The 11,505-nt window shown below is 69.0% G+C and carries 11 protein-coding genes and 1 pseudogene; 2 read left to right on the forward strand and 10 right to left on the reverse strand.

Annotation, left to right across the window (positions count from 1 at the left end; all coding sequences use genetic code 11):
- Together AC5RVB_RS02890 and AC5RVB_RS02895 are read right to left on the reverse strand one after the other, a co-directional pair.
- Positions 1-515 (reverse strand): annotated as a pseudogene (locus tag AC5RVB_RS02890) (hypothetical protein); the annotation flags it as partial.
- A gap of 368 nt (positions 516-883) precedes the next feature.
- Positions 884-1,681 carry an excalibur calcium-binding domain-containing protein gene (locus tag AC5RVB_RS02895; RefSeq protein WP_494141900.1) on the reverse strand — a complete coding sequence of 266 codons (798 nt, stop codon included), beginning with the start codon at positions 1,679-1,681 and terminating at the stop codon, positions 884-886.
- A 198-nt stretch (positions 1,682-1,879) separates the two neighbouring features.
- On the opposite strand from AC5RVB_RS02895, the gene AC5RVB_RS02900 reads away from it, so the two are divergent.
- Positions 1,880-2,575 carry a DUF6650 family protein gene (locus AC5RVB_RS02900; protein WP_494141901.1) on the forward strand — a complete coding sequence of 232 codons (696 nt, stop codon included), beginning with the start codon at positions 1,880-1,882 and terminating at the stop codon, positions 2,573-2,575.
- Here the strand turns inward: AC5RVB_RS02900 and AC5RVB_RS02905 are convergent.
- The 6 genes from AC5RVB_RS02905 to AC5RVB_RS02930 form a co-directional block, all read right to left on the reverse strand.
- Entirely contained in the window at positions 2,546-2,989 is a 444-nt protein-coding gene (locus AC5RVB_RS02905; protein ID WP_493990704.1) for a hypothetical protein, read from the reverse strand. The genes AC5RVB_RS02900 and AC5RVB_RS02905 overlap by 30 nt on opposite strands.
- A 44-nt stretch (positions 2,990-3,033) precedes the next feature.
- Positions 3,034-3,783, reverse strand: a complete 750-nt coding sequence (locus AC5RVB_RS02910) for an SDR family NAD(P)-dependent oxidoreductase (protein WP_494141902.1) — start codon at positions 3,781-3,783, stop codon at positions 3,034-3,036.
- Between the two features lie 103 nt (positions 3,784-3,886).
- On the reverse strand, positions 3,887-4,666 hold the full coding sequence (locus AC5RVB_RS02915; protein ID WP_493990706.1) for an SDR family NAD(P)-dependent oxidoreductase: 780 nt from the start codon (positions 4,664-4,666) through the stop codon (positions 3,887-3,889).
- The gene (locus tag AC5RVB_RS02920; RefSeq protein WP_494141903.1) at positions 4,663-6,033 is read right to left on the reverse strand and encodes an MFS transporter; all 1,371 of its coding nucleotides are present in this window, start codon (positions 6,031-6,033) and stop codon (positions 4,663-4,665) included. The genes AC5RVB_RS02915 and AC5RVB_RS02920 overlap by 4 nt, the downstream gene beginning before the upstream one ends.
- A gap of 44 nt (positions 6,034-6,077) precedes the next feature.
- A complete protein-coding gene (locus tag AC5RVB_RS02925; protein WP_227905360.1) occupies positions 6,078-6,962 on the reverse strand; it encodes a polysaccharide deacetylase family protein in 885 nt (294 codons plus the stop codon).
- A 53-nt stretch (positions 6,963-7,015) separates the two neighbouring features.
- On the reverse strand, positions 7,016-7,972 hold the full coding sequence (locus tag AC5RVB_RS02930) for an asparaginase (RefSeq protein ID WP_494141904.1): 957 nt from the start codon (positions 7,970-7,972) through the stop codon (positions 7,016-7,018).
- A gap of 181 nt (positions 7,973-8,153) precedes the next feature.
- On the opposite strand from AC5RVB_RS02930, the gene AC5RVB_RS02935 reads away from it, so the two are divergent.
- Positions 8,154-9,155: a LacI family DNA-binding transcriptional regulator gene (locus tag AC5RVB_RS02935; RefSeq protein WP_494141905.1), complete on the forward strand. Its 1,002-nt coding sequence runs from the start codon at positions 8,154-8,156 to the stop codon at positions 9,153-9,155.
- 5 nt (positions 9,156-9,160) lie between these two features.
- Here the strand turns inward: AC5RVB_RS02935 and AC5RVB_RS02940 are convergent, their stop codons facing one another.
- Both AC5RVB_RS02940 and AC5RVB_RS02945 read right to left on the reverse strand, forming a co-directional pair.
- Positions 9,161-10,273 (reverse strand): EcsC family protein, encoded by a 1,113-nt coding sequence (locus AC5RVB_RS02940; RefSeq protein WP_494141906.1) that lies wholly within the window; start codon positions 10,271-10,273, stop codon positions 9,161-9,163.
- A 33-nt stretch (positions 10,274-10,306) separates the two neighbouring features.
- The gene (locus AC5RVB_RS02945) at positions 10,307-11,503 is read right to left on the reverse strand and encodes an ROK family transcriptional regulator (protein WP_494141907.1); all 1,197 of its coding nucleotides are present in this window, start codon (positions 11,501-11,503) and stop codon (positions 10,307-10,309) included.
- Between the last annotated feature and the right edge of the window lie 2 nt (positions 11,504-11,505).

Below are 11,505 nucleotides of genomic sequence, written 5' to 3' on the forward strand. Positions count from 1 at the left end.
CGTTCCGCCCGCTGCGCTGCCAGCCGTTCGGCGGCGGCCCGCTCCATCCAGACCAGGCGCCCGGCGTCGTCCTGTGTGCACCGGTAGTCCGCATCGCCCAGGCCGCGGGCATCCCCCGGCGTGGCACACGCGGCACCGGCAAGCGACGTGCCGGAGTGCGGCATCCCGCTCAAAACGTTGGTCTCCGCCAGGTCCGGATCCGGTGCCACCGCAGGAGGCTCCGCCGGCAGGGGAAGCGGCGGGGGCAACGGTTCGGACTTCGGCCACTCTTCCTGCGGAACGTCCTCCGCTGTGGGCTGGGCGGGGCGAAGCTGCGGTGCCGCCACCGCGCCGGCAGCCATGCCCGCCACCAGCACCAGACCGCTGCCGGTCAGGGCCAGGCGTTTTTGCTGCACGGTGTCCAGCGCCGCCCAACTGCGGCGGCGAAATCCCAGCGAGTACAGCGCGGTGACCAACAGCAGCAGCCCCACGGCCAGCATCCACGCGGCAATCCCCACCGTTCCGCGCAACGCCAACACACAAAGCAGCACTGCGGCCAGGCCCAGCACAAGCCAGGCTGATCTGGGACTTCGCCTCGGCCCCCGCGGCTCCGGTATCCGGCTGCCCGACGCCGGCTTTCCGGACGGCCGCTGTCCCGGCCACTGTCCCGGCCGCGGAGAATCAGAAGGAGATGGGACGGGGTCTGCGTGGTGGGACATGGCGCCTCAGCGGGGATCTGCCGGAGCCTGCCGTGGCAGGGCCCCGGTCCGGCTTCTGATGCGGCAACATGCCCGGACGCTGTGGCCCGTTTTTGCTCCGGCGGATGTTGCCCTCGAAACAACGCTAGGCGGGTCCGAGGGCAACATCTAGAGCTAACGCAAACCCCGGCGCGGGTCCGGCCGACTTACTCGCAGCCCACGCCGTCGCCGTCGCGGTCCAGGTGGGTGCCGTAACCGGGCTGGCCGATCCGTACCGGCGCTGCGCCGGCGGCGCGGGCCGCGGAACAGTTCGGATAGTAGGCCGGGGCCGGAGCGGGCGGCGGAATCACCGGAGCGGGTGCGGGCGGTGCAGGTGCCGGGGCAGGAGGTGCTGGTGCCGGGGCAGGAGGAGCCGGTGCGGGAGCCGGCGGTGCCGGAGCCGGGGCAGGTGGAGCCGGAGCCGGACCGGGATCAACCGGCGGCGGAGCCTGCTCAGAGTTCCTCTTTTTGTCCTCGGCGGCTTTCCGTTCCTCCGTCTCTTTCCGGTCTGCGAGCAGTTTCTCCGACTCGTCCTTCTCCATCCAGATCAGCTTGCCGTTGTCGTTCTCGGTACACACGTAGACAGTGCTCTGGACGGTGGTGGTCGGCGAGGGTGAGGCCGCAGTGGTGCTCGGAGAGGAGGACGGCGACGCCTTTGCCGAGGTCTTCGACGGCGTCGGCGTGGGGCTGGCCGTAGCCTGCTTCACCGTTTGCGTGGAGCCCGCCGAGTTGCAGGCCTTGTTCGCGATCTGCGTGACGGTGGGCGTAGGAGACGGCGAGGGGGACGACGTCGTTTTGGCGGGCGAGGGCGTCGCAGCAGCCTGCTCCATCTCACCCCCTCCGCAGCCGGTGAGAACGACGACGGCGCTCAGCGCCACAGCCCCGAAGGCCAACGGCCTGGTGCGGCGAGAAGAAGAGATGTGTTCCGTCATCGAAGCGATGCGGACGCCGGGCAAAGCAGGCATAGGTCCCCCATGGACAGAAAAGCGAAAGTCGATGCGAATGCATCGAGGCACACGCTACCGCACCTGTGGAGGACCAGTTGACCAGGGCTCGCCAGTAGTTTTGAGCTGAAACCGGGTAGCGGGCCCGGTACCGGCCGTCCCCTCTGGTTGATACCGGCGCGCAGCCGTAGCCTCTCCATGCATCGACAGGAGGCTGGGATGGATTGGATCTGGATTGTCGTGATGCCGGTGACGGGCGTGGTGCTCGGATTCGCCGCCGGATGGCTGACGAAACGCGGCCTGGCCCGCAGGGAGGAAGCCCGGGCGCTCAATGAACTGGTCACATATCTGCACCTGAAACGGATGCTTGCCCCGATGGATCCCCGTTCCGCGGAAACTGCGGCCCTGGAACCGAGGTTCCGCAGCTCGGTGCACGATATCCGGGAAAACCTGATGGAAACCCTCGCCCGGCTTCAGCCCGGTTCCACCGCAGGCGAGGTCCTGATGCGTATGTCCGCAGCCTGCAACCGCTACCTGCGCATCACTGCAGCGGAGCCACACCAGTACCAGTTTGAGCTGATGGAGCTGCGCCGGAACCTCGACGAGGACCTGCGGATACTGACCGACGGCCGCCGGGACATCCGTTATCTCAGCCCCGGCGAAGCTCCGGGCCGCCGGGACCGGCCGCATTCAGCGACGCCGGGGACGACGACGGGGACAACACCGCCGCCGGATACCTCCACGGAGCCTGACCCTGGCCCTGACCCAGCACCCGGTTCCAGCCCCGCACTTGGCTCCGGCCCCACTCCGGCCGTCGGCATCGCACCCGGTTCCGACCCAGCACCCGGTTCCAGCCACTCCCCTGCTGCCGGCCCCGTCCTTGGGTCAGTCCCGGGCTACAGCGCCGGTACCTGAGCCGGCACGATTGGCCGCATGCACCAGCAGCCCCGCCGCAAACTCCCCGGCGGTGAGTTCCGGCCGGGGAGCATCCGGGGACAGCGGGGCGGCGGCAATCTCCTGCAGCACGGGCAGCGCCGGGCAGGACAGGTCCGGGACCCGGCCGGTAACCTCCTGGCCGGTGAGCCGGGCAACCGCGTCCCAGTCCAACGGCCCCGCCGCCACCGCTGCGGCAACCTCTTCCAGCCCGGGCAGCACCTGCTGCTTCCCGAGCCGGTCGCGGACAGTCCAGGCATCGCCGAAGGCCCGCACGGTCAGCCGCCGACCGGCAATCTCCTGCAGCACCCCGGCCACGGAGGAGCGGATTCCGGCCAGCGCGGCATACGCCGACAGCCGTGGGATTACCGTTCCGCCGGGACATGCTCCGCACATGCTCTGCCTTCCTGTTGCTGGACCTGCTGGTGGGGTTTCGGGACCTACGGCATCACGTCGCCGCTGTTCGGGCCCAGTGTCTGCCCGGTGTACAGGTTGCCGCCGGGCGAGGAGGCCAGCAGCAGCGCGGTGGGTGCCACTTCCTCCGCCGTGCCGAACCGGCCCACCGGCAGTTCGGCCTGCTTGGCGGCTTTCCAGTCCTCGGAGAGCCCGTCGATCAGCGGCGTGAAGATCGGGCCCGGCGCAATGGCGTTGACCAGGATCGAGTGCGGTGCCAGTTCCAGGGCCAGCGCCTTGGTCAGGCCGATGACGCCGGCCTTCGCGGAGACGTAGTGCGCCAGCCCGGTGCCGCCCTTGATGCCCAGCTGCGAGGAAATGTTGATGATCCGCCCGCCGCCGCGTTCCACCATGTGCGGCGCGGCCCACCGGGCGGCAAGGAACACGCCGCGCAGGTCCACGTCCAGGGTCCGGTCGAAGGTTTCCGGGCTCAGTTCCAGGAACGGGGTTTCGTCCAGGATGCCCGCACTGCTGACCAGGATGTCCAGTCCGCCCAGCTCCCCGGCGGCGGCGTCCATGGCGGCACGGACATCCTCGCTGTCCGTTACATCCACGCGCCGGGCAGTGGCTTTCACGCCCAGGGCGGTGCACTCGGCGGCGACGGCGCCGGCCTGGGCCTCATCCAGGTCCAGCAGGGCCAGGTCCGCGCCTTCGGCAGCGAAAAGCCGGGCAATGGCGGCACCGATGCCGCTGCCGGCTCCGGTGATAACGGCGGTCTTGCCGCGAAATGAGCTCATGGATACATCCTTTGCAAAAGTTGAGGCTCCGGCCGCGGAGCCGGGGGAAACTCCACGGCCGGAGGGTTGAGGGGGCCTCCCGGGGGAAGGCCTGGCGTGCGGCCTAGCTGGGCCAGCGGACGGTGAGTCCGCCGTCGACAATCAGCTGCTGGCCGGTGACATAGGCGGAGTCATCGCCGGTGAGGAAGCGGATCACGCGGGCGGCTTCATCCACGTTGCCTACCCGGCCCCACGGAATGATGCTGCCGGCCGCCTCCAGGCCGTCCTTGCCCAGCGAGTTCACGCCGTCCAGGGACTGCGGGCTTTCGATCAGCCCGGGGATGACGGCGTTGACCCGGATTTTCCGGGGCGCCAGTTCGACGGCGAGGGAACGGCACATGCCCAGCAGGCCGGCCTTCGCGGCGGCGTAGTGGCTGTGGTCCTCCCAGCCGTAAACCCCGCCGGCAATCGAGGAGGTAGCCACCATGGCACCGCCGTGCTCCATCCGGGCGGCGCAGGAGCGGAAAGTGCGCATCACGCCGGACAGGTCCACCGCCATCATGTCCTCCCACGCCTCGTCGGTCATGTCCGCCAACGAGGCGCGGCGCAGGATCCCGGCGGCGGCCACGGCAATGTCCAGCCGGCCGAAGCTATCCAGCGCGGCCTGCGCCAGGGCTTCGGTGTCCGCGTAGCTGCGCACATCCACCGGCACCGGAACGCACTTGGCTCCTGCGGCCTCCACCAGCGCCACCGTTTCGCCGACGTCGTGCGGATCGTTTTCCAGGTAGCCCACCACGGTGTTGGCTCCGGCCCGGGCGTAGGCCACGGCCAGGGCCTGGCCGATGCCGGAGGCACCGCCGGAGATTACTGCTGTTTTGCCTTCGAATCCGTCATCGCGGTTCATGCGGTTACCTTCTTTTCGGTCGCTTTGCCGGTGGCCTGGTCCACCTTGCGGGTGCCGATCATGCACAGTGCGGAGATGACCAGGCCGCCGGTGCCGGTAATGATGGCTGCGGTCTGCATGCCCAGTCCCATAAAGAGGAAGAGGCTGAGCAGGCCGGAGCCGGCGATGCCGCCCAGCGGCGCCATCACGTGGGCCACGTTGGTGCCCATGCCGCGGACGTGCGCGGGGTAGGACTCGCCCATGTAGTAGAGCAGGGCGGCGTAGGGGCCGGTGAGGAAGAACAGGGTCAGGGCGTACATGATGATGATGAAGACCTCGCTGCTGGGTCCCAGCAGCATGATCAGGCTGGCGGCGCCGCCGCCGAACCAGCCGAGGATAACGGTCTTCTGCCGGCCGATGCGGTCACCGAGCCAGCCGTGGAACACGTAGCCGGCAAAGCCCACGGCGTTGGCCAGGACCAGGATCAGCAGGGCGTTTTCGAAGGAGACGTCCTTGGCTTCCACCAGCACGGTGGTGCCCAGCACGGAGAAGACCTGGATGGCGGCCCAGTTGAACAGCCAGGCCAGGGAGAGCAGGGTGGTGTGGCGGCGCAACTCGGGGGTGAAGACGTCCTTGAAGCCGGTCTTGTGCTGGCTGCCCTCTTCCAGATCGTGCTCGGCGGCCAGCGCCCGTGCGCCTTCAACGTCCCCTGCGTCCTGGCGGCGGCGGACTTCCTTGATGGCGGCGAAGGTGGGTGATTCGGGCAGCCGGGAGGCCATCACGGCCACCAGCAGCGCCATAACGGCGGCCACCACAAAGCTCCAGCGCCAGCCGATAACCGGCAGCAGGGCTGCGGAGAGTCCGGCGGAGAGCAGTGCGCCCACCGGCCAGCCGCCCTGGACGATCGAGTACATCAGGCCGCGGTTCTTGACCTTCTTGTAGATCTCGTTGAGGTAGACGGCGTTCACCACTTCCTCGGACATGGAGAATCCGGAGAAGGAGCGGATGATGATCAGGCTGACGGCGCCGGCGGCCAGGCCGGTGAAGCCTGCCGCGGCGGCGCCGCCGAGCATCAGCACAATCAGCGCGTTCTTGCGGCCGAGCCGGTCAATGATGGTGCCCACCACGAGCGCCACAATAAAGATGCCCACGTGCGCAATGGTGTTCACTGCGGTGGATTCCGCGGCGGTCCAGCCGAAGTCCTCGGCGATGACCGGCAGCAGCGTGCCGAAGAGGGTGAAGTCGTAGACCGACACTACCCAGGCGATGAAGCAGACCAGCGAAACCTTGCGGACCACCTTGGGGGTGATCTCCACGTCCCAGGGGGCGACGTCGCCAACCCGGCGGCCGGTTCCGGTGGGCGGGCGTTTATGGGGTGCAGCGCTCATTGAGGGGGGGTCCTATCCTGTACCAGAGGGATCTTGAGTGGGGGTTAAGTGGTGCGGGGGTTGCGGGCGGCGAAGTCCCGGGCAATGGTTTCCATGTTCACGAACTCCACGCCGTCGTGGCCGGCAATGTGGTCGAAGAGCCGCTCGAGCATCAGCAGGTTCTGCGGCCGGCCGGAGACGTCCGGGTGGATGGTGATCGGGAAGACGGCGTAGTCCATTTCGCGGTAGACCCAGTCGAACTGGTCCTTCCACATCTGCTCGATGTCCCGCGGGGAAACGAAGCCGTGGCTGTTGGCGCTGCCCTTGATGAACATCATGGGAGGCAGGTCATCCAGGTACCAGTTGGCCGGGATTTCGATCAGGTCGGTCTCCTCGCCGCGGACCAGCGGCTTCATCCATTCCTTCGCGGACGCGGCGTCGTAGTTGATCTTGGTCCAGGAATCGCCCACGCGGACGTAGTACGGGGTGAAGTCGTTGTGCATGAGCGAGTGGTCGTAGAGGAAGCCGCGCTCGAGCAGGATCTCGTTGGTGACGTTGGAGAATTCCCACCAGGGGGCCACGTAGCCCACCGGCTTTTTGCCGGTGCGGGTGGTGAACAGCTCGATGCAGTGGTCCAGCACCTCGGTTTCCTGCTCGCGGGTCATGGCGATCGGGTTTTCGTGGCTGTAGCCGTGCACGCCCACCTCGTGGCCGGCGGCGACGGTGGCTTCGAACTGCTCCGGGAAGGTTTCAATGGAGTGGCCGGGCCAGAACCAGGTCACCGGCATCTGCCGGTCGGTGGCCAGCTTGAGCAGGCGGGGCACGCCCACCTCGCCGGCGAAGATGCCGCGGGAAATATCGCCCGGCGAATCCTCGCCGCCGTAGGAGCCGAGCCAGCCGCCCACGGCGTCGACGTCGATACCGACTGAAACTTGGATTTTCTTGCTCATGGTGTTCCTCCTGGGTTCGTGCGTGGTGGGGGTGGAAGTAGGGACGGGGTGGTCTAGGCGTAGGCGGAGAAGCGTTCGGGGAACGTCTCCGACGACGGATCCAGGGCGAGCAACAGCGCGGCCAGGATGCGGGACTGGAACGGGTTCAGGGTGCGGGCCGTGACGGCTCCGGCGCGGACCAGGTCCTTGCCGCCGCCGTTGCCGTAGGTCGGGATCACCGGGCCCCACGGGGTGCGGCTGGCCAGGATCACGTGGACGCCTGCCCCGGTCAGGTCCGCCACGGCTTCGGCGAAGCCGGGTCCCGCGTTGCCGATGCCGGTCCCGGCCAGCACCACGGCCTGCGCACCGTCGGCCGCCGCGTGGCGCAGCAGGTTCGGAGTGGCCCCGGGGTAGGCGGTAATGATCTCCACCCGGGCGGCATCAAAGGCGGCGCCGGGCAGGGGCAGCGGCGGGCAGCGGTCCGGGCGGGCGGCCACGACGACGTCGTTCCCGGCCAGGTGCGCCACCTCCGTGCCGCCGGCAAAGGGGCTGGCGGCAGTGGTGTGTGCCTTGCGGGCGCCGCGGGCGGTGCGGACGGTTCCGGCGAAGCTGATCAGCACTCCGGTGCCGTGCAGCTGCTTCTCGGCAGCGGCCTCCACGGCTTCGGCGAGGTTCTGCGGGCCGTCCGGGTTGGCGCTGTCGGCCGGCTGCTGGGCGCCGGTAAAGACCACGGGTTTGGAGCCGGCATGCACCAGGTCCAGCAGGAACGCGGTTTCCTCCATGGTGTCGGTGCCGTGGGTGACTACGACGCCGTCCACGTCCTCCTGCGCCACGGCGGCGGAGGCCGCTTCGGCAATGGTCCGCAGGTTGCCCAGGTCCAGCCGGTAGCTGCCCGTGGTGAGGATGTCCCGGGTGGTCACCGTGTGCCGGCCGGTAAGGGACGCGGCGAGTGACGCCGCGCCGTCGGCAGCCACGGCTCCCTCCGGACCCTGTCCGCGGGAGGCGATGGTGCCGCCTGTACCCAAAACCACAATTGAAGCCACTGCCCAGTTCCGTTCGTTGATTGCCTCTGGCCGGCCGAACGATTGCCGCATACGATTGCCGCAAACGTTTGTGTAACCGGTGGAAGAGATACTATGGGGCAGATCATGTGAAGCGCAACACATTCACACACTCGTTACATTTCCCCGACATACGAAACGAAACGGAAACATGCCATCCTCAGGACAGGTCACGCTGAAGCTGCTGGCCAAGGAGCTCGGCCTGAACGTCTCCACCGTTTCCCGCGTCCTGAATGATCCGGCCGGAACCGAGTCCAAGTGGGCTGCGCCGGCCACCACGGAGCGGATTTTCAGCCTTGCCCGGGAGCGCGGCTACAGCCGTAATCCGCATGCGGCCTCGCTGCGGACCTCCCGCTCGGACATTGTGGGCGTGATTGTTCCCCGGCTGCAGGACTTTGTCCTGGCCACCATTTACGAGGGCGTTGACGAGGCCGCCGCCGAAAACGGGCTGTTCGCCGTGGTGGCCAACTCGCTGGATGATCCCGGCAAGCAGCGGGCCAAGGCCGAGATGCTGCTGGGGCGGCGTTCCGACGGGCTGATTTTCGGCGACGCCCATCTGCATGAGCCGTATCTTCAGGAGCTGGCCGGCCGCGGGGTGCCGCTGGTGCTGGTCAGCCGGTCCTCCGCCGGGCATGTCAGCGTGACCTGCGACGATTACGCCGGCGGACGGCTGATGGCCGAACATTTCCTGGCCTCGGGCCGCCGGTCCTTTGCCCTGGTGGCCGGTTCCGCGAATACCTCCACCTCGCAGGGGCGTACCGGCGGTTTCCTGGACGTGCTGTCCGAGGCCGGCATGGAGGTTCCGGAAGAGTGGATCATCCACAACGGTTTTGACGCGGCCGCCGGCCAGGACGCCGCCCGGCGGATCCTTGCCTCCGGCCGGGTGCCCGAGGCCGTGTTTGCCGTGAATGACTTTGCCGCCATCGGCGCCACGGGCGTCTTCCGCGAGCGCGGGCTCAGCGTTCCCGGGGACGTGGCCGTGGGCGGGTTTAATGACACCCCGCTGGCCGGCGGGATCAACCTGACCACCATCCGCTCCCCCATGCATGAAATGGGCCGGCGCGGACTGCTGGCGCTGCAGTCGCTGATGGGCGGCGGGTCCGCGGAGAGCCTGCGGCTGGCCCCGGAACTCGTGGTCCGGGCCAGCGGATAAGCCGGTTAGGTCAGCTCCGGCCCGCCCACCCGGGCAAGCTCGGCGAGCACACTGATGGCTTCGTCAGCATCCTCGTCCGCCTCCGGGTCAATCACCACGCCGGGGGCATCCTCCGCACCGAACTGCGGGTACTTCTCCAGCAGGAAGCGGCGGCGGTAAGCGGCGTCGGCCGCGTCCACCACGGATTCCAGCGTGGCCCAGTTGAACCCGCCGCCCACCAGGATGCCCGCCGCGGGCACCACCTTGCCCCGGGACTGCCTGCTGATCCGCATCGCGAAGGCCTTCGTGAACTCCGCGGAGACCCGGTCAACCACCGGTGCCTGCAGGTCCGCCCACGCCGTGCGGCGGACCAGTGCCTGGGTCAGCCGGGACACGTCAGCCACCGCGGCGGTTTTCGCGCTGGCGGAGAGGGCCGTGCCGGCGTTCACCACTGCCAGGATGAACAGCTTTTCGGCGGGCTCGTCGGGGTCATAGCCGTAGAACAGCCCCACATGCCCCGCCGACCGCTGCGCCAGTTTCAGGAGCACTGCCGCGTCGCCTTCGGCTCCGGGAACATTTCCCCCGGCAGGTACCGCAGCGGTACCGGTGGCGGCGGCGAACAATGCCCCGCCGGACATCACCAGTCCGGCGCCCATCCCCGACACTGCGGCGGCAATCGGGTAGTACAGGTTCACTCCCCGTCCGCGCACGGCGTCGAGCTGGGCCAGGTCCAGCCGGCGCAGGTCCGCCAGGGAGGACACCTCGTGGCCGCGTTTGCGGTGGGCCTCGAGCACCCAGCGCGGATTCAGTTCCGTCCGCCCGGCCCGTGCCAGCACCCGGTTCACGGAGTCGACGGCGGAGCCGCCCCAGTCGGCCACGGCCTCGGGAACGGACCCGGCGGTTTTGCGTGCTCCGGCGCGCAGGGCCTCGGCACCCCGGCCGAAGAGTTCCTGTCCGCGGGAGACGGCCGCCTTGGCACCGGGGCGGTCCCCGAGGTATTTGGCGGCGCGCCGGCCCAGCCCTTCCGCGCCGTCGGCCACCTGCCCGCTGGCCTGTTTCATCACCCGCGAGACCGGACGGGACCGGACCCGCTGAAGCCGGCGCCAGGCGTGGATCTCGTAATTCGAGGGTTTTGTCATGAGGGGAACTATAGGGCCCCGCGCGGGCGCGCCCTACCCCACCCGGGCGGCCAGCATGCCGTCCACGCTCTCCGGAGAGAGGGCGTGGTGGATGGCCAGCATGCTCGCTCCGAGCATGCCGGCGTCCGGCCCGGACGCGGACTGGACTATCTGCAGGTGCTGGGTGGCCAGCGGCATGCTGCGTGAGTACACCGCTTCCCGGACCCCGGCAATAAAGTGCTCGCCGGTCAGGGCCATGGACCCGCCGATCACAATGACGGCGGGGTTCATCATGCTCAGGCAGGCCGAGAGCACCTCGCCCACGTCCCGGCCGGCCTGGCGGACCGCGCGCACCGCGTCCTGGTCGCCCCGGTTTACCAGGTCCACAACGTCGCGGCTGTCCTCGGCGCTGTGTCCGGCGGCCTGCAGTTTCAGGGCCACCGCGGGTCCGGAGGCCAGTGCCTCCAGGCAGCCGACGTTGCCGCACCGGCACAGCAGTTCCTCGCCGCTGGCCACCCGGATGTGCCCGATGTCCCCGGCCACGCCGTCGGCGCCGCGCAGCAGCTCACCGTTGCAGATGATCCCGGCGCCGATGCCGGTGGCCACCTTCACGAAAATCAGGTTTTCGACGTCGGGCCAGGCGGTTTCCCGCTCCCCCACCGACATCACGTTCACATCGTTGTCCACCAGCACCGGCACGCCGAAGTGCCCGTGCAGGTAGCCGGGCACGTCGAAGCCGTGCCAGCCGGGCATGATGGGCGGGTTGATGGGGCGTCCGGTGCTGTGTTCCACCGGTCCGGGCAGGCCCACGCCCACCGCCAGCAGGTCAGCGGCGGACCGGCCGGCCTCCGCCAGCACGGTGGTGGCCAGTTCCACCACGGCATCCAGGACGGTCCGGGGTCCGGCGCTGACCAGCAGTCCGTCCCGGAAGGCGTCCGCCAGGGCGGTGCCGGAGAGATCGGTCAGTCCCACGTGCAGATGCGAGGCGCCGATGTCCACGCCCAGGACCAGCCGGGTGTCGGTCTGCAGCGCCACCTGCGCCGAGGGCCGGCCGCCGGTGGAAATGGCGTCCTCCACCGGAGCCACCAGGCCCAGGTCCATCAGCGCATCCAGCCGCAGCGCCACGGTGGAACGGGCCACTCCCACCAGGTCCGCCAGCTCGGTCCGGGTGCGGGGCTGCCCGTCGCGCAGCAGCTGGAAGAGTTCGCTGGCGCCGGCCGGAGCCGACGCGGTTTTCCTTATATCGACCACTG

It is taken from the genome of Arthrobacter sp. Y3225209, assembly GCF_059090685.1.

What these genes read in the sequence shown, in the direction of transcription:
- AC5RVB_RS02895 (WP_494141900.1), bottom strand. Translation starts at nt 1,681, where the DNA reads ATGCCTGCTTTGCCCGGCGTCCGCATCGCTTCGATGACGGAACACATC.
- AC5RVB_RS02900 (WP_494141901.1), top strand. Translation starts at nt 1,880, where the DNA reads ATGGATTGGATCTGGATTGTCGTGATGCCGGTGACGGGCGTGGTGCTC.
- AC5RVB_RS02905 (WP_493990704.1), bottom strand. Translation starts at nt 2,989, where the DNA reads ATGTGCGGAGCATGTCCCGGCGGAACGGTAATCCCACGGCTGTCGGCG.
- AC5RVB_RS02910 (WP_494141902.1), bottom strand. Translation starts at nt 3,783, where the DNA reads ATGAGCTCATTTCGCGGCAAGACCGCCGTTATCACCGGAGCCGGCAGC.
- AC5RVB_RS02915 (WP_493990706.1), bottom strand. Translation starts at nt 4,666, where the DNA reads ATGAACCGCGATGACGGATTCGAAGGCAAAACAGCAGTAATCTCCGGC.
- AC5RVB_RS02920 (WP_494141903.1), bottom strand. Translation starts at nt 6,033, where the DNA reads ATGAGCGCTGCACCCCATAAACGCCCGCCCACCGGAACCGGCCGCCGG.
- AC5RVB_RS02925 (WP_227905360.1), bottom strand. Translation starts at nt 6,962, where the DNA reads ATGAGCAAGAAAATCCAAGTTTCAGTCGGTATCGACGTCGACGCCGTG.
- AC5RVB_RS02935 (WP_494141905.1), top strand. Translation starts at nt 8,154, where the DNA reads ATGCCATCCTCAGGACAGGTCACGCTGAAGCTGCTGGCCAAGGAGCTC.
- AC5RVB_RS02940 (WP_494141906.1), bottom strand. Translation starts at nt 10,273, where the DNA reads ATGACAAAACCCTCGAATTACGAGATCCACGCCTGGCGCCGGCTTCAG.